The following is a 17,744-nucleotide window of genomic DNA, read 5'->3' on the forward strand; positions in this document are numbered from 1 at the left end:
ACCGAAAGCCTTCCATGAGCCTCAAATGCGGCATCGTGGGTCTGCCCAATGTGGGCAAATCCACCCTTTTCAACGCCCTGACCAAAGCCGGCATTGCCGCCGAGAACTACCCCTTTTGCACGATTGAGCCCAACACCGGTGTGGTGGAGGTGCCCGATCCCCGATTGCAGCAGTTGGCCCTGATCGTTGAGCCCGAGCGCATCGTGCCGGCCATTGTGGAGTTTGTGGACATCGCCGGTTTGGTGGCTGGAGCCAGCACGGGCGAAGGCCTGGGCAACAAGTTTTTGGCCCACATCCGCGAGACCGACGCGATCGTCAATGTGGTCCGCTGCTTTGAAGACGACAACGTGATCCATGTGGCCAACAAGGTCGACCCGATTGCCGACATCGAGGTCATTCAGACCGAGCTGTGCCTGGCCGACTTGGCCGCAGTTGAAAAAGCCATCCACCGCGTGAGCAAAATCGCCCGCTCTGGCGACAAAGAAGCCGTCAAGCAAATGGCGATCCTGGAAAAGTGCCAGGCGGCCTTGAACGACACCCAGCCGGTGCGCACCATCGACTTCAGCAAAGAAGAGCGGGTCGAACTCAAGCAGTTCTTCTTCATCACCGCCAAGCCTGCGATGTTCGTGGCCAACGTGTCAGAAGACGGCTTTGAGAACAACCCATTTCTTGACCGCCTCAAGGCCTTTGCGGCCAAGCAAAACGCGCCCGTGGTGGCCATTTGCGCCAAGATCGAAGCCGAGTTGTCCGAGATGGACGACGCGGACCGCCTGGAGTTTTTGAAGGAAATTGGTCAGGACGAACCAGGTCTGAATCGCCTGATCCGCTCGGCTTACGGCTTGCTGGGCTTGCAAACCTACTTCACCGCGGGCGTGAAAGAAGTGCGCGCCTGGACCATCCGCGTGGGCGATACCGGCCCACAAGCCGCAGGCGTGATCCACACCGATTTTGAAAAAGGCTACATCCGCGCCCAGACCATCGCGTTTGACGACTACATCTCCTTCAAAGGTGAGCAAGGTGCGAAAGACGCAGGCAAGATGCGCGCCGAAGGCAAGGACTACGTCGTCAAGGATGGCGATGTGATGAACTTCTTGTTCAGCTCCTGAGCCACTCAAGAAACCCACAGAAAACCGCCCTGAGAGGCGGTTTTTTCATGCGTGGCTCAAGGCCTGACGCTTCACAGTCCCGCCAGCGGGGTGGTTCCGCCGATGTTACTCAGCAAGCGCTCGCGTCCCTTGAGCACATGCTTTTCAGCGGTGGATTTGGCTTTGGCCTTGGAGCCTTTGACGATGGCTTCGTACAAGATGCGGTGCTCGGCGTTGGACTGGCGCATGTTGCCCGGTGCGTTGAAGTACTCGCGCCTGAACAGGTGCATTTCTTTGATGATGTCGTCATACGCGGCCTGGGCCCGTTGGTTGTTGGCCAACAGCAGAATAAGGGCATGGAACTTCAGGTTCAGCTCGTAATAGAGGTTGGCGTTTTCGGTCTCGCAAGCCACATCCATGGCTTGCAGCAGTTGCTCAAACTGCGCTTTGTGGCTTTCGGCCACGTGGTCGGTGGCGCGTTCTGCGGCAAAGCCAAACACCAGTGCCCGCAGGTCGTAAAGCTCCAGCATTTCCCTCACCGACATCTGGCGCACAAACACACCGCGGTTGAGCACGGCCGTGACCAGACCTAAACCCGTCAGCATGCGGATGGCTTCACGCACAGGGCCCCGGCTGGTGCCCATGCGCAGGGCCAAGGCCGCTTCGTTCAGGCGCTCACCGGGCTTGAGTTCGCCGCTGTAGATGAGCTGCTTGAGCTGCTCAGCGACAAAAACGGGCAAACCTTGTTCGGGTTTTTCGGGGGCGGCGTTCATGGGCAATGGGTTGGAAAAGCGGCATTCAAAAAGCGGCATCTGTACGGCTTTATCCTAACTGAAGATGGCCAAAATCGTGCGATTCACGTCGCCAATGTGTCAACAATCCATCGAAAGTGTTGACACTTTAGGGGTTGACGTTCACACTTTGAACCACTTTCAGCAAGTGCACGCACTTGATCCCACAGCGTATTTCATCGTTCGGAGATGTCCATGCCGCACCAACCCGCCTCCGCTGCGCTGTCGCGCTTTCGGGTGATCGATTTGACCCAGGTGCGTGCTGGCCCCACGGCCTGCCGCCAACTGGCCGACTGGGGTGCCGATGTGGTGCAGGTGCAAATGCCCGAGCATATGCGCGGCGACGACACGCTGGGTGGGCAAGAGGGTTCGGACTACCAGTACACCCACCGCAACAAGCGCTCGATCACGCTGAACCTGAAGGAGCCCGAGGGCATTGCCCTGCTCAAGCAGTTGATTGCCAAGGCCGATGTGGTGGTGGAAAACTTCCGTCCGGATGTGAAGTTCCGCTTGGGCATCGACTATGAGAGCCTGAAAAAAGACAACCCCGGCCTGGTGTACGCCAGCATCTCGGGTTTTGGCCAAACCGGTCCCTTGGCCGCAAGGCCGGGTTTTGACCAGATTGCGCAGGGCATGGGCGGCTTGATGTCGGTCACCGGCTTGGCCGAGCAGGGCCCGATGCGGGTGGGCATCCCGATCGCCGATTTGTGCGCGGGCATTTTTGCAGCGCAAGGCATTTTGGTGGCCTTGCTCGAGCGCGAAAAATCAGGCCAAGGCCAATGGCTGCACACCTCGCTGCTCGAGTCCATGGTCTACATGATGGATTTCCAGACCTCGCGCTGGTTGATTGATGAAGAAGTGGCCACGCAGGCGGGCAACTTTCACCCGACCAGCATTCCTACGGGTGTTTACAAGGCGCGCGATGGTTACATGAACATCGCGGTGTTTGGCTCCAAAATTTGGGAGCGCTTTTGCGATATTTTAGAGGCACCCCAGTGGGTCACCGACCCGCGTTACCACGACAAACCCAGCCGCTCGGTCAACCGTGATGCGCTGAACGCCGAGATCAACGAACGTTTGGCCAGGCAAGATCGCGCTCATTGGATCGAGCGCTTGAACGATGGCGGCGTGGCCTGTGGCTTGATCAACAGCATGGACGAGGTGTTCAACGAACCGCAAGTTCAGCATTTGAAGATGGTGAAAGACGTGGTGTCGGTGCACCAAGGTCCGCAGCGTTTGGTGGGGCAACCGGTGCAGCTGGAACGCACGCCCAGCACCATCGCCCGCGCCGCGCCGCGCCGCGGCGAACACAGCGAAGAAATTCTGGGCGAACTCGGGCTCGATGCGTCTGTGCTGCAGCAACTCAAATCCAAAGGAGTATTCTGAATGACCGACGTCGTCTACACCTCGCCGACCGAGCGGGTCAACACCTGGCTGGACGGCAGCACGCTGTTCATCCAGTTCAACAATGTGGCGCGGCACAACGCCTTGTCGGTGGACATGTGGGAAGCCGTGCCGGTGCTGTTGAATCAGGCCGAACACGACCTCCGTGTGCGTTTGGTGGTGTTCACCGGGGCAGGTGAAAAAGCTTTTGTTTCTGGGGCCGACATCTCGCAGTTCGAGGACATGCGTGCGGCGCGTGAGGCGGTCACCCGCTACGAGCACATGGCCGAGACCGCGCTCATGGGCATTTACAACTTCCCCAAGCCCACGCTGGCTTGTATTCGCGGCTTTTGCATCGGTGGCGGCATCAACGTGGCCATCAGCTGCGACATGCGCATCGCCGCCAGCGACGCCGTGTTCTCGGTGCCAGCGGCCCGCCTGGGTTTGGGCTACCGCTACTCGGCCATGAAAAATCTGGTCGATCTGATTGGCCCGGGTGCGGCCAAAGACCTGTTTTTCACGGCCCGCAAGATCAACGCACAAGAGGCACAAAGCCTGGGTTTGGTCACGCGGGTTTGCCCCCCAGAGGCTTTGCCTGAGTTGCTGGCCGAGTACACCTCGGCCCTGGCGGCCAACGCGCCCCTGACCATTCAAGCGGCCAAGGCGATCACGCGCGAAATCCTCAAACCCTCGCCAGAGTTGGACCTGGACTTGTGCACCCAACTCATCCGCGGCTGCTTTGACAGCGCCGACTACGCCGAAGGCCGCAAGGCTTTCATGGAAAAACGCAAACCCGTCTTCAAAGGCGAATGAGGTCCCTCATGAAATCTTATTGGATGAACATCAGCGAAGGCCAAGGCAGCATGGTGTTGCGCGAGGTGGACAGGCCCGCACCCGGCGCGGGTCAGGTGCTGGTCAAGTTGCACGCGGCTGCTTTGAATCGCGGCGAATTGATCATTGGTCACGGCCTGCACGGCAAAGGTGGCAGCAAGCCTGCGGGCATGGAAGGGGCGGGGCAAATTGTTCAGCTGGGCAGCGACACCGGGGCTTGGCAAGTGGGTGATCGCGTCATGGGCCGCTGCCCGGGCGCTTTTTCTGAATACGCCTTGATGGATGTGCGCGAAATCATGCGCGTGCCGGACAACTTGACGCTGGAGCAGGCGGCCTCCATCCCACTCACCTTTTTGGTGACCTATGACCTTCTGGTCTTGCAAGGCCACTTGCAAGCCGATCAATGGCTGCTGATCAACGGCGTGTCTTCGGGCGTGGGCGTGGCCAGTTTGCAAATGGCCAAGGTCTTGGGCGCCAAAGTCATCGGCACTTCGGGCTCACAGGCCAAACTCGATCAACTCAAGCCTCTTGGACTGGATCTGGGCTTGTGCACCCGTGCGGCCGATTTCCACCAAGCCGTGCTGCAGGCGACCGATCAAAAAGGCGCCAACCTGGTGGTCAACACCGTAGGGGGCAGCGTCTTTGCCGAGAGCATGCGCTGCATGGCGTTTCAGGGGCGTTTGGGATTTGTGGGTTATGTCGACAACACCCTCAACGCCACGATTGACCTGGAGGCCCTGCACGCCAAGCGGCTGTGTCTGTATGGCGTGTCGAACAAAAACAGAACACCCGCTCAACGTGCAGATGGCATTGCCCAGTTTGCTGAGCAGATCCTGCCGGCCTTTGCCGATGGGCGCATCAAACCCCTGTTGGACCAAGTGTTTGACTTTGACCAACTGGACCAAGCCAAGGCGCACATGGAAAGCAACCAACACACCGGCAAGATTGTGCTGCGCATTGCCAGCGCTGCTTGAGCCGATTTCTCACCGCCCGAGACTCTTAAAAATGAAGGAGACAACACCATGAACAAAAGAAACCTGATTTCCGCTTTGGTCCTTTCTTGCTTCGGCCTGGGTGTGCAAGCCCAAGGCGCAGCCTACCCCAACAAACCCATTCGGTTGGTGGTGGGCTTTGCCCCTGGCGGCGCAGCCGACTATGTGGCCCGTGCCATCAGCGACGCCATGGGCAAAGCCATTGGCCAGAGCATCATTGTGGAAAACCGCGCTGGCGCGGGCTCCAGCATTGCGGCCGAAAACGTGGCCAAGGCCGCGCCCGATGGCTACAGCATTTTGTTGGCCAGCCCCAGCAGCATCTCGGTCAATCCAGCCCTCAACCCCAAGCTGAATTACACCCCTAAGGATTTGGTGCCGATCACCAAAGTCACCACCTCACCCTTGGTGATTGCGGTCAACCCCAACATCGGCATCAATTCGGTGCAAGACCTGATCGCGCGGGCCAAGCAAGCGCCTGGCAGGATCAACTACGCCACCTCGGGCAACGGCTCTGCGCCGCACTTGGGGGCTGCTTTGTTCACCCAATTGACGGGCGTGGACATGGTGCACATTCCGTTTCGCGGGGGTGCGCCCGCAGTCCAGTCGGTGATCGCGGGCGACACCCAAGTGACCTTTGGCACCCCGCCTTCGGTTTTGCCCATGATCCAAGCGGGTCGCTTGAAAGGCTTGGCCGTCAGCACGCGCAACAGCTCGGCTTTGGTGCCTGGTTTGCCTGGCATGCAAGAGGCCAAACTGCCCGAGTACGCGATCGAGTTTTGGTATGGCTTGTTTGTGCCTGTGGGCACTCCGCCCGCTGTGCAGAAGCGCATCTTTGATGCCGCGCAATCGGCCATGGCCCAGCCCTCCGTGAAAGCCGCTTTAGCCCGCGAAGGCACCGATGTGTCGGTTTCCACCACGCCCGATCAATTCGCGGCGTTTTTGACCGAAGATGCCAAGTTCTGGGTCAACTTGGTCAAGAGCGCCGACGTGAAACTGGATTGAGCCGCAAGGAGTTGCCATGGTTGAAAATGGATTTTTGAAGATCGAATCGATGCAGGCGCGCTGCACCCCTGCAGAGTGGCAAGCTCGTGTGGATTTGGCGGCTTGCTACCGCTTGGTGGCCTTCTACGGCATGTCCGACATGATGGCCAACCACATCTCGGCGCGGGTGCCCGGCGAAGACGGTGCCTTTCTCATCAATGCTTACGGCATGATGTACGAAGAGATCACCGCGTCCAGCCTCATCAAAATTGACCACGATGGCAACATCCTGTCCAAGCCCGACTTTGGCGATTTGAACTACGGCATCAACAAAGCCGGTTACGTGATCCACAGCGCGGTGCACGAGGCGCGCCCCGAGGTGGACTGCGTCATCCACACCCACAGCTGGGCTTCCATGGCGGTGTCGTCGCTCGAATGCGGTCTCTTGCCCATCACCCAGACTTCGATGCGTTTCCTCAAGATCGGCTACCACGATTATCAAGGCGTGGTGCTCGATCTGGCCGAGCAGGCCTCGCTGGTGAAAGACCTAGGGCAGGGTGAGGCCCTGATTTTGCGCAACCATGGTGCCCTGACCGTGGGGCGCAGTGTGGGCGAAGCCTTCAATTGGATGCACCGCTTGGAACTCTCGTGTCATGCCCAACTGGCCGCCATGGCCTGCAACACGCCGTTCGTCAAAGTTGCGCCCGATGTGCTCGAGGAAACCTGGAACAACTACCAGCCCAGCACCCGCAGACCCTATGGCCTCATGGAATGGCCAGCCTTGCTGCGCAAACTCGACCGGATGGACCCGAGTTACAAAACCTGAGCCCATTGCTTTTTCACACCCAACGAAAGATCCGCATGAACTCCCCATCTCTTTGGCTGGCCGCCGGCTTTTCCGTGCTGGCCATGGCTTTGCCCTCTTGGGCACAGGCGCAGGCTTATCCCCAAAAACCAGTCAAAGTGGTGGTGGCCTTCACGGCCGGGGGCACCACCGACATCTTGGCGCGCACCGTCACGCAGCAGCTGTCTGAAAAACTCAAACAGCCCTTTGTGATCGACAACAAGCCCGGCGCGGGTGGTAACTTGGGCACCGAGTTGGTGGTCCGCTCTGCACCAGACGGTTACACCTTGATCGTTAACTCGGTCGGACCCATTGCGGTCAACCCCACCTTGTACGGCAAGATGCCCTACAACCCCTTGACCGATCTGATGCCCATTGTTCAGATCGCAGATGTCCCCAATGTGTTGGTCATCCACCCATCGGTGCCCGCCAACACCATGGAAGAGTTGGTCGCTTACGCCAAGGCCAACCCTGGCAAGCTCAACTACGGTTCAACCGGCATCGGCACCTCGTCCCACTTGTCCAGTTTCATGCTGTCCAAGCGGGTGGGTTTTGAGGCAACCCACATCCCCTACAAAGGGGCTGATGCCCTGAAAGACTTGCTGGCAGGCCGCATCCAGTTCATGTTTGCCACCATCCCTTCAGTCATGACGCACATCACGGCGGGCAAGCTCAAACCGATTGCCGTCAGTTCACTCAAGCGTTCGCGCTCCATGCCCGAAGTGCCCACCGTGGTCGAAAAAGGCTTCTCCCAGTTTGAAGCCGGTTCTTGGTTTGGCTTTTTTGCGCCCAAGGGCACGCCAGACGCCGTGATCAGCACGGTCAACAAAGCCGTCAATGAGATCTTGCAAGTGCCCGCCATCGAGCAGCAAATGATCGCGCAAGGCGCAGACCCAGCAGGCGGCACGCCGGCCCAGTTTGGTCAGTTCGTTCAGCGCGAGCATGAAAAGTGGCGTGTCATCGTGCGCGATTCGGGCGCCAAAGCCGAGTGATCCAGCGCAGCATTCAGACCCAGCCATGAACACCTCTTTGCGCATCTTCATGTCCCGGCAGTCGATTACCCGTCTGGGGTCAACGGTTTCAGCTGCGATGGGCCAGCGTTCTTTTGAGCTGATCGCCTTGGAAGATGCCGTGGCTGCGCAACGCACCGATGGTGATGTGGCTTTCATCTCTCGGGAGGTTACTGGAACTTCCACCAAGCACGAAATTCACCCGGCTTTACAACAGGTCTACACCTTGCTGCGCCAGTCGCCCGCCTTGCGGTGGGTGCACATCCATTCAGCAGGTGCTGACCGCCAGATTTACCTCGACCTTTTGGCCAAGGGCGTCCAGGTCTCCACCTCGTCCGGGGCCAATGCACAAGTGGTGGCCACGGTGGCTTTGGCGGGCATCTTGGCCTTGGCTCGGCGCTTTCCGCTGCTGTGGGCTGAGCAGCAACAGCGGCAATGGATTCCCATGATGGGCGAGCGCATGCCCCGTGACTTGCCCGGCCAAACGGCCACAGTCGTCGGGTGGGGCCCAATCGGTCAAAAGCTGGGCAGCTTATTGCAAGCCTTAGGGATGAATGTGGTGGCCGTGCGCCAGCAAGCGCAGGCCAAGCTCCCAAACTCCACAGACCTCCACAGCGTTGAAATGGTCACTTTTGAGGACTGGCAGCAGGTTTTGCCCAAAACCGATTGGTTGGTTTTGGCTTGCCCCCTGACCCCCAAAACCCGTCAATTGGTCAATGCCCAAGCCTTGGCCTTGTTGCCCACAGGGGCGCATCTGGTGAACGTGGCCCGGGGCGAGGTGGTGGACGAGCCCGCTTTGGCCTCGGCTTTGCAAAGCGGGCAGCTGGGCGGTGCTTTTTTGGATGTGTTTGCACACGAGCCCTTGCCACAAGACTCCCCTTTGTGGGCCATGCCCCAGGTCATGGTCACGCCACACGCTGCGGGCCATTCGGATGGCAATGAACACCGCGTAGCTCAGATGTTTTTGGACAATTTGAGCCGCTGGGTGCAGGGCCTGCCTCTGCGCAATGCAGTGGCCTGATACGCAGTAGGCCACCTGTTGAGGAGGGCAAGGTTTTCCCGGGTAGCGCGGCACTTGATTTCTTCCCATAATCAATCCCGCTGTTTTGCGCACTGCTTTTTCTATTCAAGAATTCGGAGAACACCGTATGACCCACCACCATGACCCACGCCGCCGACAACTTGGCCTTGCCGCTGTTTCGAGTTTGGCACTGGGCGCCTTTGGCACCGCACAGGCCCAAAGCGCGGCTTGGCCCACGGCCAAACCCATTCGCATGATTGTGAATTTCCCTGCGGGTGGATCGCCTGATTTGGTCGCCCGTGCCGTGTCCAATACCGTATCTCAAGCCTTGGGCCAACAAATTGTGGTGGACAACCGCGGGGGTGCCGGCGGCATCATTGGTTCTGACTTGGCCGCCAAGAGCGCGCCAGACGGGTACACCATTTTGTGCAGCTCGGGCAGCGGCGCCTCCATCGTGCCTTATGTCACACCCAAGATGCCTTTTGACCACGACAAGGACCTGATTCCGGTTGCTGCCGGTGCGCGTTTGCAGTTGTTTTTGGTCGTGCGCAGCGATGCGCCTTACAAGACCTATGCCGAATTCATCGCTTATGCCAAACGCAATCCCGGCAAGATGAGCTATGGCTCGCCAGGCAACGGCACCAGCCCCCACATTGCGGGTGAGATGCTCAAATCGCAAGCGGGCATTTTCACCCTGCACATCCCTTACCGCGGGTCTGCAGCAGCGCTGCAAGACCTCTTGGGTGGCAGCGTGGATTATTTGATGGACCCGGGCATTGCCTTTTCGCATGTGCGCTCTGGCCGTCTGCGTTTGTTGGCCGTCACCTCGCCACAGCGCTTGTCCATGTTCCCCGATGCGCCCACGCTCAATGAGCTGGGGCTCAAGAATTTCGATGCCGGCACATCGCACGGTTTCTGGGCGCCTGCTGGCACGCCAGCGGCCATCGTGGACCGCCTGAACCGCGAAATCAACCGCGCCCTCATGGTGCCCAGTGCTGTGGAGGCCATCAAAGGCATTGGCGCTGAACCGACGCCCATGTCACCTGCAGAGTTTGGTGCCCTCACCAAAGCCGATGCGCGCCGTTTTGCGCAGATCATCAAAGAGCGCAAGATCGTTCAAGACTGAGGCTGCGCCGTGTTGCTGTGGGGTTTGGCCAGCGTCACAGCTGGCCGGGAAACACCCACAGCAGCAGGGCTGTCATCACCAGGTAGCGAAAAAACTTGCCAATGGCCATGTACAGCGTGCATGGCCAAAACGGCAGTTTCAGCCAGCCAGCTACCGCACACAAAGGGTCGCCCACACCCGGCAACCAGCTGAGCAAGCAGGCTTTGGGCCCCAACTTTTCCAACCAAACCAGTGCCCGGGCGTGACTGCTGGAGTCGCGCCAACGGCTGACCGCATGCCGCGTGCCCCAGCCCATCCACCAGCTGAGCATGCCGCCCAAGGTGTTGCCCGCTGTTGCCACCAAAATGGCAGGCCAAAAAAGGTCGAGGTTGAGTTTGACCAAGCCAAACACCGCCGGCTCAGAGCCCATGGGCAGCAAGGTGGCCGACACAAAAGCCACCACAAACACGGTGCTCAGACCGTGCTCGGGCAAAGCCAGCCATTGCATGATGTGGTGGAGCCAAATTTCCATCCAAGGAGTGTAGCGATGGCCCTGATGCTTGGCTTTGTCCCGATCGAATTCGGTGTTTAGAGGGCGTTTGCTGGGCCCTGTGCTTAACACATTTGGCTGTCAGTTGCTGAAATATTAAGCAACTACAATCGTGCCTTATTTTTAAGCAAACCCCATTTCACAGCGCCCACCCGTCATGCAGATTGGCCCTTACCTGTTGCCGAACAACGTGTTCGTTGCCCCCATGGCAGGGGTGACGGATCGGCCGTTTCGACAGCTGTGCCGGCAGTTTGGAGCGGGCTATGCCGTGAGCGAAATGGTGACCTCGCGCCCAGACCTGTGGGCTTCGCTCAAAACCTCGCGCCGCGCCAACCACGATGGCGAGCCCGGCCCGATCGCGGTGCAGATCGCGGGCACCGAAGCGCAGATGATGGCCGACGCCGCGCGCTACAACATCGACCGTGGCGCGCAAATCATCGACATCAACATGGGCTGCCCGGCCAAAAAGGTCTGCAGCAAATGGGCGGGCTCGGCCCTGATGCAAGACGAGCCGCTGGCGCTGGAGATCATTTCAGCCGTGGTCGAGGCTGCCTTGCCCCACGGCGTGCCCGTCACTTTGAAGATGCGCACCGGCTGGTGCGACGCTGAAAAAAATGCCCTGATTCTGGCCCGTGCCGCTGAAAGCGCAGGCGTGCAGATGGTCACCGTGCACGGCCGAACCCGCGAGCAGGGTTACAAAGGTTTTGCTGAGTACGACACCGTGGCGGCCGTCAAGGCGGCCCTCAAGATTCCAGTGGTGGCCAATGGCGACATCGACTCCCCCGAAAAAGCCCGTGATGTGCTCCAGTTCACCGGGGCCGACGCGGTCATGGTGGGACGCGCTGCCCAGGGCAGCCCCTGGATCTTCCGACAGATTACCCACTTCTTGGCCACTGGCGAGCACCTGGCACCGCCTTTGTTGGCCGAGGTCCGGCGCGCCTTGCTGGCGCATCTGCAAGACCACTATGGCCTGTATGGCGAATACACCGGCGTGCGCTCGGCCCGCAAACACATTGGCTGGTATGTGCGTGCACTGCCCGGTGGTGAAGCCTTCCGGGAACACATGAACACCCTCGAAACGGCGCAGCATCAGCTGGCGGCGGTGGCTAACTTTCTGGATGGCCTGGCCAGCCAGATGGACCGCCTGCCTGCTGGCCATGCGCAGCCGTTTGTGGAGACATTCGAATGAGCCAACAACAACAATCCATAGAAACCTGCATCCGGGACAACCTGGACACCTACTTTCGAGACCTGGATGGCACCGAGCCGACAGGCCTGTACGACATGCTGGTCAAGCTGGTCGAAAAGCCCTTGCTTGATGTGGTGATGACTCAGGCGGGTCAGAACCAGTCGCGCGCCGCCGAATGGCTGGGTCTGAACCGCAACACCTTGCGCAAAAAATTGCTCGAACACAATTTGTTGAAATAAAAGCTGAAGAAAGTTCCCATGAGAGCCCTCATCTCCGTCTCTGACAAAACCGGCATCGTCGAATTCGCTCAACAGCTTCACGCTCTGGGCGTGGGTCTGATCTCCACCGGCGGCACCGCCAAGCTCTTGGCCGACAAAGGTTTGCCCGTGACCGAGGTGGCCGAGGTCACCGGCTTCCCTGAAATGCTCGATGGCCGCGTCAAAACCCTGCACCCCAAAGTGCACGGCGGACTGCTGGCGCGCCGTGACACGCCCGAGCACATGGCGGCTTTACAAGCGCATGGTATCGACACGATTGATCTGCTCATCGTCAACCTCTACCCCTTTGAAGCCACCGTGGCCAAGCCCGGTTGCACCTTAGCCGATGCGATTGAAAACATCGACATTGGCGGTCCCGCCATGGTGAGAAGTGCCGCCAAGAACTGGAAAGATGTGGGCATCGTCACCGACGCGAGCCAATACGCCGACGTGATCGCCGAGCTCAAAGCAACGCACGCTCAAGGTCAATGCAAACTCAGCGACAAACTGCGCTTTTCCCTGTCGGTAGCCGCGTTCAACCGCATCAGCCAATACGACGGCGCAATCAGCAACTATCTGTCGAGCGTGAATTTCGAAGCTGAGAAGCTGAGCGAAGCCTATGTGCCCGAGCGTGCCCAGTTCTCAGGCCAATTCAACGAGCAATACGTGAAAGTGCAAGACCTGCGTTATGGCGAAAACAGCCACCAGCAAGCCGCTTGGTACCGCGACTTGGCCCCTGCGGCCGGTTCGCTGGCCACGGGCGTGCAGTTGCAAGGCAAAGAGCTGAGCTACAACAACATCGCCGATGCCGATGCGGCGTGGGAATGCGTGAAGAGCTTCGAGGCCACTGCGTGCGTGATCGTCAAACACGCCAACCCCTGCGGCGTGGCGGTCGGAGCGAGCGCACTCGAGGCCTACAGCAAAGCCTTCCAGACCGACCCCACCAGCGCCTTCGGCGGCATCATCGCCTTCAATCGCCCCGTGGACAAAGCCGCTGCTGATGCGGTGAGCAAACAGTTCGTGGAAGTGTTGATGGCCCCCGACTTCAGTGCCGATGCAATCGAAGTGTTCAAGAGCAAGGTCAATGTGCGCTTGATGAAAATCGCCTTGCCAGCGAACTACGGCCAAGTGCGCAACGCGCTGGAGACCAAACGCGTGGGCTCGGGCCTCTTGCTGCAAAGCGCCGACAAGCACGAACTGGCTTTGACCGATTTGAAGATCGTGACCGTCAAGCAACCCACGCCCGAAGAACTGCACGACTTGCTGTTCGCCTGGAAAGTGGCCAAGTTCGTCAAATCCAACGCCATCGTGTTCTGTCAAAACGGCATGACCATGGGCGTCGGCGCAGGCCAGATGAGCCGCTTAGATTCTGCTCGGATCGCCAGCATCAAGGCCGAAGCTGCAAAGTTGAGCCTGCAAAACACCGTGGTCGCCAGCGACGCTTTCTTCCCTTTCCGCGACGGCCTCGATGTGGTGGTGGATGCGGGTGCGACTTGTGTGGCCCAACCCGGTGGCTCGATGCGCGACCAAGAAGTGATCGATGCGGCCAACGAGCGGGGCGTGGCGATGGTGTTCACCGGCGTGCGCCACTTCCGCCATTGATTCGCCTCATTGATCGGACTGTTTTGAACTTTGAACAACTCGGCTTGATCCCGGCGCTTTTACGCGCTGTGAGTGACATGGGCTTGTACGCCCCCACCCCGATTCAAGCCGAGGCCATTCCAGCGGTCCTGAAATCGGCCGACGTGTGGGCCACCGCGCCCACCGGTTCGGGCAAAACGCTGGCCTTTGCGCTGCCGCTTGTGCAGCATTTGTTGGCCTCGCCACGCCAGACCAACTTTCGCCGCCCGGTGCGCACACTGGTGCTGGTGCCCACGCGGGAGCTGGCGGTGCAAGTGGGGGATGTGTTGGCCAACCTGGCTTACAAGCTGCCGCAGTCGCTCAAGGTGAACACCGTGTTTGGCGGCGTCTCGGTCAATCCGCAAATGATGGCGCTGCGAGGCGGTGCCGACATCGTGGTGGCCACGCCGGGTCGTTTGCTCGACTTGATCGACCAAAACGCCTTGCGCCTGGCCGATGTGCAGCACCTGGTGTTGGACGAAGCCGACCGCCTGCTGGACTTGGGGTTTGCCGACGAGTTGCAACGCGTGCTGGCTGTGCTGCCTGCCAAGCGACAGACCTTGCTGTTCTCGGCCACGTTTGCACTGGAGGTAGAGGCGCTGGCGGCCAAGCTGCTGCGCGATCCGCTGCGCATCACTGTGGAGGCTTTTGAGGGTCATCAGCCCGACATCACCCAACGGGCGATTGCGGTGGATGAGAAAAGCCGCACCGCCTTGCTGCGCCATCTGATCACCGAGAACAGCTGGAAGCAAGTGCTGGTGTTTGTTGCCACCCGTTACGCTTGTGAGCATGTGGCGAACAAGCTCTACAAGGCGGGTGTGTTTGCCACGCCTTTTCATGGCGAGATGAGCCAAGGCGCAAGACAAGAGGTGCTGAGCGAATTCAAGGCGGGTCGCTGGGACGTGGTGGTGACCACCGATTTGGCCTCACGCGGCATCGACATCGCCATGCTGCCCGTGGTGGTCAACTACGACCTGCCGCGCTCGGCCACCGACTACACCCACCGCATTGGCCGCACCGGCCGCGCTGGTGCCCATGGCGACGCGGTCAGCTTTGTCACGGCCGCCGCGCTGGCGCACTGGCAGCTGATCCTGAAACGCGAAAGCTTGGAACTCGCGTTGGAGCAAGTGCCGGGTTTTGAGCAAACCGAAATCCCACCACCGCCTTCGCCCGGCAATGGGGGCATCAAAGGTTCACGCTTGAGCAAGAAAGACAAGTTGCGGGCAGCGGCGGCTGCATCAGTCGCGGGAACTGACACGCCGTAACAGTGCGTTGATTGCGCAGGGATCAGCCCTCCTCACCTTCGAGCCCTTGTGCCTTGAGCACGCGCATCCCATGCTTGCTCATGATCTCTACATAGACCGAGGCGGCTCCGGTTTTGGCGGCGGCGTCCACGGCTTCGATCACACCGCCGACGCGCACCACTTGGGCGGTTGCAGCGCTCGGGCCCACTTTGCAGTCAAAGTCCCAAAAATCCACGCCCTTGGGCAGGTCCCGATTGCGCTCGCGTTTGAAGTATTTGCGGATGTCGTGCTTGACGGCCTCCAGCACTCGTTCAGGGTGCTTGCCTTCGGCTTGCAGGGGGAAGTTCTTTTTCATGAGGGCTCTCGTTGGCAGGGCAATCGCCCAGTCCGGACGTGAATGCAAGGCAGGATTATCCTTGCTTTGTCGAGCCGCCTGTGGACCGACTGGTGTTTTGCTGCAATGACCGACGCCGAAGGTCTGCGCATGGTCAGCTTTGACAGCGAATTTGAGCGCTTTGGGCTGCTGCGTTGTTGGATCTTGGCTTGATGCGATAGCAGGCCAGGTGCGACCAGGATGTTGTGCTTATGGTAGCATGCTAACGATATAAATCAGGAGTCAAACCATGGACATCGCACTGGTCGGCGGAGGAATTGGCGGCTTGACGGCCGCAGCTTGTTTGTTGCGCGATGGGCACCGTGTGCGCATCTATGAGCAGGCGCGTCATGTGGGGGAAATCGGTGCGGCGGTGCAAATGAGTGCCAATGCGGTCAAAGTGCTCTATCACCTGGGCCTGAAAGACAGCCTTGAAACCCAAGCCGTCAAACCCAATGCATTTGAGTTTCGGCGCTTTGACTCAGGCGAGTTGTTACACGAGATCAAGCTGGGCGAAGACCACGCTCAGCGCCATGGACATCCTTATTACCAAATCCACCGGGTTGACCTGCATGCAGCCTTGCTCGATGTGGTTGAGCAACTGGACCCTCAGGCTTTGCAGTTGGGCTACCGGGCGATCGAAGTGCTGGAAGACGAGCACAGTGCCTCGATCGTGTTCGAGGACGGTCGCCAGGTCAGGGCGAATCTGGTGGTGGGTTCGGATGGCATCAAGTCGGTGGTGCGCAAGCACGTGGTGGATGCCGATCCTCCGGTTTTCACCGGGCAGGTGGCTTGGCGTCTGGCCATCCCCATAGAACGCATTGCGCCTGAACTGCGACCTCCTGTGGTCTCGTCGATTTGGTGCGGGCCTAAGAACCATGCGGTCATGTATTACATGCGCGCAGGCCAAGTGCTCAACTTTGTGGGCTGTGTCGAGCGGCCTTGGGAGGAAGAATCTTGGACCTCGCGCCAACCTTGGGAAGAGCTGGACCAAGACTATGCCGGCTGGCATCCGATGGTGCGTGCGGCCATCGACAACGTGGACCGTGACCAATGCTTCCGCTGGGCCCTGAACAACCGCAAGCCGGTGATGAACTGGTGCACCAACAGCGTGGCTTTGTTGGGTGACGCGGTACACCCCACCTTGCCTTACATGGCGCAGGGCGCTGCCATGGCGATCGAAGACGCGGCGGTGCTGAGCCGGGCCTTGGCGCTGGACATGCCCATGGCGCAGGCTTTGCAGGTGTTTCAAAACCACCGTGCGCCACGCGCAGCGCGGGTGGTGCGCGAGTCCACCGAAATGGGCGACCTATACCACATCGCCGATGCGCAGCAAATGAAGCAAGCTTTCAAGGACCGCAACATTGCTGCATCACGCAACAATTGGCTGTACCCCTACGATCCGATGCATGCGGATTTGATGTCACCCGCAGGATGAAAAAAGCCCCGTCCAGCGGGGCCTGTGGCACGCAAGTGCCGGTTCGGTTGAGCCGAATCAATCGGCTTTGATGCCCTGGTCTTTGATGAGGCGCGCCCAGCGTTCCGCATCGCGTTCGACCAATTGGGCAAAAGCTTGGGGCGTGCTGCCGCTGGGGTCCATGCCCTGCGAGACAAATGCCTTTTTGACGTCGTCGCCGCTGAGCAGTTGGTTGATTTCGCGGTTGTAGAGGTTGACGATGTCGACCGGTGTGCCTTTGGGGGCAAAGATGCCGTACCACATGTCCACGTTCACATTGCCCGCCTTTGCTTCTGCCAGGGTGGGCAGATCGGGCAGCAAGGCATGGCGCTTATCGCTGCCGATGCCCAGCGCCGTCAGGCGACCCGAACGGATGTGCGGCAAAGCCACATGGATGGGCAAAAACATGGCGTCCACTTGGCCGCCGAGCAGGTCGGTCACGGCCGGGCCGGTGCCCCGGTAGGGGATGTGGGTCAAGAAAACCTGGGCAGTATTTTTGAACAATTCCATCGACAGGTGGTGCGGCGTGCCCACGCCGGGCGATGCGTAATTGAGCCGTCCCGGTTGCTTGCGCAGCGCGGCGACAAACTCGCCAGCGGTTTTGTAGCCCGATTGCGCTGGGGTGACTAGCAAGAGTTGTCCCCAGCTGGTTTGTGATACCGCTGCGAGGTCTTTCACCGCATCAAAACTCAAACCCGGGTAGAGGGCACGGTTCATGACCAGTGTGTTGACGCTCACCAACAGGGTGGAGCCGTCCGGGGCAGCGCGAACCACCGCTTCGGTGCCGATGTTGCCCGAGGCGCCCACACGGTTCTCGACCACGACAGGGCGGTTCAGGCGCTGCGACAGTTTGGGGCCGAGGGTGCGAGCGATCAGGTCAATGCCCGTGCCAGGTGTGAAAGGCACGATCAGTTTGAGCGGCCCTTGGTTGGCGGCGCTTTGGGCAAGTGCCAAAGGAGACGCGGCCCCCATGCAAAGACCGGCGCCCAATAGGGCAGTGACGTGTCGGCGT

General features: G+C 59.7%; 19 protein-coding genes. 15 read left to right on the forward strand and 4 right to left on the reverse strand.

The annotated features are described in order from the left end of the window. Positions 1-14 precede the first annotated feature (14 nt). Complete coding sequence (gene ychF / locus ABWQ00_RS01010) at positions 15-1,106, forward strand: redox-regulated ATPase YchF (RefSeq protein ID WP_353236799.1); 1,092 nt, start codon at positions 15-17, stop codon at positions 1,104-1,106. A 71-nt stretch (positions 1,107-1,177) separates the two neighbouring features. Here the strand turns inward: ychF and ABWQ00_RS01015 are convergent, their stop codons facing one another. Next, positions 1,178-1,858, reverse strand: a complete 681-nt coding sequence (locus ABWQ00_RS01015; RefSeq protein ID WP_353236800.1) for a GntR family transcriptional regulator — start codon at positions 1,856-1,858, stop codon at positions 1,178-1,180. A gap of 213 nt (positions 1,859-2,071) precedes the next feature. Between ABWQ00_RS01015 and ABWQ00_RS01020 the strand changes: the two genes are divergently transcribed. The 8 genes from ABWQ00_RS01020 (at position 2,072) to ABWQ00_RS01055 (ending at position 10,064) form a co-directional block, all read left to right on the forward strand. Next, entirely contained in the window at positions 2,072-3,262 is a 1,191-nt protein-coding gene (locus ABWQ00_RS01020; RefSeq protein ID WP_353236801.1) for a CaiB/BaiF CoA transferase family protein, read from the forward strand. Then, a complete protein-coding gene (locus ABWQ00_RS01025) occupies positions 3,263-4,072 on the forward strand; it encodes an enoyl-CoA hydratase (protein ID WP_353236802.1) in 810 nt (269 codons plus the stop codon). 8 nt (positions 4,073-4,080) lie between these two features. Then, positions 4,081-5,064: a zinc-binding dehydrogenase gene (locus tag ABWQ00_RS01030; protein WP_353236803.1), complete on the forward strand. Its 984-nt coding sequence runs from the start codon at positions 4,081-4,083 to the stop codon at positions 5,062-5,064. 48 nt (positions 5,065-5,112) lie between these two features. Next, positions 5,113-6,084, forward strand: a complete 972-nt coding sequence (locus ABWQ00_RS01035) for a Bug family tripartite tricarboxylate transporter substrate binding protein (protein WP_353236804.1) — start codon at positions 5,113-5,115, stop codon at positions 6,082-6,084. 16 nt (positions 6,085-6,100) lie between these two features. Continuing rightward, positions 6,101-6,889 carry a class II aldolase/adducin family protein gene (locus tag ABWQ00_RS01040; protein ID WP_353236805.1) on the forward strand — a complete coding sequence of 263 codons (789 nt, stop codon included), beginning with the start codon at positions 6,101-6,103 and terminating at the stop codon, positions 6,887-6,889. Between the two features lie 35 nt (positions 6,890-6,924). Then, positions 6,925-7,899, forward strand: a complete 975-nt coding sequence (locus tag ABWQ00_RS01045) for a Bug family tripartite tricarboxylate transporter substrate binding protein (RefSeq protein ID WP_353236806.1) — start codon at positions 6,925-6,927, stop codon at positions 7,897-7,899. 25 nt (positions 7,900-7,924) lie between these two features. After that, positions 7,925-8,938, forward strand: coding sequence for a D-2-hydroxyacid dehydrogenase (locus ABWQ00_RS01050; protein WP_353236807.1), 1,014 nt, complete (start codon positions 7,925-7,927; stop codon positions 8,936-8,938). 127 nt (positions 8,939-9,065) lie between these two features. Beyond that, a complete protein-coding gene (locus ABWQ00_RS01055) occupies positions 9,066-10,064 on the forward strand; it encodes a Bug family tripartite tricarboxylate transporter substrate binding protein (RefSeq protein WP_353236808.1) in 999 nt (332 codons plus the stop codon). 34 nt (positions 10,065-10,098) lie between these two features. On the opposite strand, the gene ABWQ00_RS01060 is transcribed toward ABWQ00_RS01055, so the two are convergent. Further along, a complete protein-coding gene (locus ABWQ00_RS01060) occupies positions 10,099-10,575 on the reverse strand; it encodes a YqaA family protein (RefSeq protein WP_353236809.1) in 477 nt (158 codons plus the stop codon). Positions 10,576-10,750: 175 nt separating this feature from the next. Here ABWQ00_RS01060 and dusB point away from each other — a divergent pair, with 175 nt between their 5' ends. The 4 genes from dusB to ABWQ00_RS01080 are packed head-to-tail and all read left to right on the forward strand — an operon-like array spanning position 10,751 to position 14,924. Next, positions 10,751-11,782, forward strand: coding sequence for a tRNA dihydrouridine synthase DusB (gene dusB, locus ABWQ00_RS01065; RefSeq protein WP_353236810.1), 1,032 nt, complete (start codon positions 10,751-10,753; stop codon positions 11,780-11,782). Beyond that, positions 11,779-12,021: a Fis family transcriptional regulator gene (locus tag ABWQ00_RS01070; RefSeq protein WP_353236811.1), complete on the forward strand. Its 243-nt coding sequence runs from the start codon at positions 11,779-11,781 to the stop codon at positions 12,019-12,021. The genes dusB and ABWQ00_RS01070 overlap by 4 nt, the downstream gene beginning before the upstream one ends. Positions 12,022-12,039: 18 nt before the next feature. Continuing rightward, the gene (gene purH, locus ABWQ00_RS01075) at positions 12,040-13,641 is read left to right on the forward strand and encodes a bifunctional phosphoribosylaminoimidazolecarboxamide formyltransferase/IMP cyclohydrolase (RefSeq protein WP_353236812.1); all 1,602 of its coding nucleotides are present in this window, start codon (positions 12,040-12,042) and stop codon (positions 13,639-13,641) included. Positions 13,642-13,664: 23 nt separating this feature from the next. Then, positions 13,665-14,924 (forward strand): DEAD/DEAH box helicase, encoded by a 1,260-nt coding sequence (locus ABWQ00_RS01080; protein WP_353236813.1) that lies wholly within the window; start codon positions 13,665-13,667, stop codon positions 14,922-14,924. Positions 14,925-14,946: 22 nt separating this feature from the next. Here ABWQ00_RS01080 and ABWQ00_RS01085 read toward each other — a convergent pair whose 3' ends face one another. Beyond that, positions 14,947-15,258 (reverse strand): DUF6172 family protein, encoded by a 312-nt coding sequence (locus tag ABWQ00_RS01085; protein ID WP_353236814.1) that lies wholly within the window; start codon positions 15,256-15,258, stop codon positions 14,947-14,949. Positions 15,259-15,300: 42 nt separating this feature from the next. On the opposite strand from ABWQ00_RS01085, the gene ABWQ00_RS01090 reads away from it, so the two are divergent. Both ABWQ00_RS01090 and ABWQ00_RS01095 read left to right on the forward strand, forming a co-directional pair. Then, entirely contained in the window at positions 15,301-15,450 is a 150-nt protein-coding gene (locus tag ABWQ00_RS01090; protein WP_353236815.1) for a hypothetical protein, read from the forward strand. Positions 15,451-15,526: 76 nt separating this feature from the next. Next, positions 15,527-16,714 (forward strand): FAD-dependent monooxygenase, encoded by a 1,188-nt coding sequence (locus tag ABWQ00_RS01095; protein WP_353236816.1) that lies wholly within the window; start codon positions 15,527-15,529, stop codon positions 16,712-16,714. A 57-nt stretch (positions 16,715-16,771) separates the two neighbouring features. Here the strand turns inward: ABWQ00_RS01095 and ABWQ00_RS01100 are convergent, their stop codons facing one another. Continuing rightward, positions 16,772-17,704, reverse strand: coding sequence for a tripartite tricarboxylate transporter substrate binding protein (locus ABWQ00_RS01100; RefSeq protein WP_353236979.1), 933 nt, complete (start codon positions 17,702-17,704; stop codon positions 16,772-16,774). Between the last annotated feature and the right edge of the window lie 40 nt (positions 17,705-17,744).

The sequence above is a fragment of the Limnohabitans sp. genome (assembly GCF_040400975.1).
Classification (GTDB): Bacteria; Pseudomonadota; Gammaproteobacteria; order Burkholderiales; family Burkholderiaceae_C; genus Limnohabitans_A.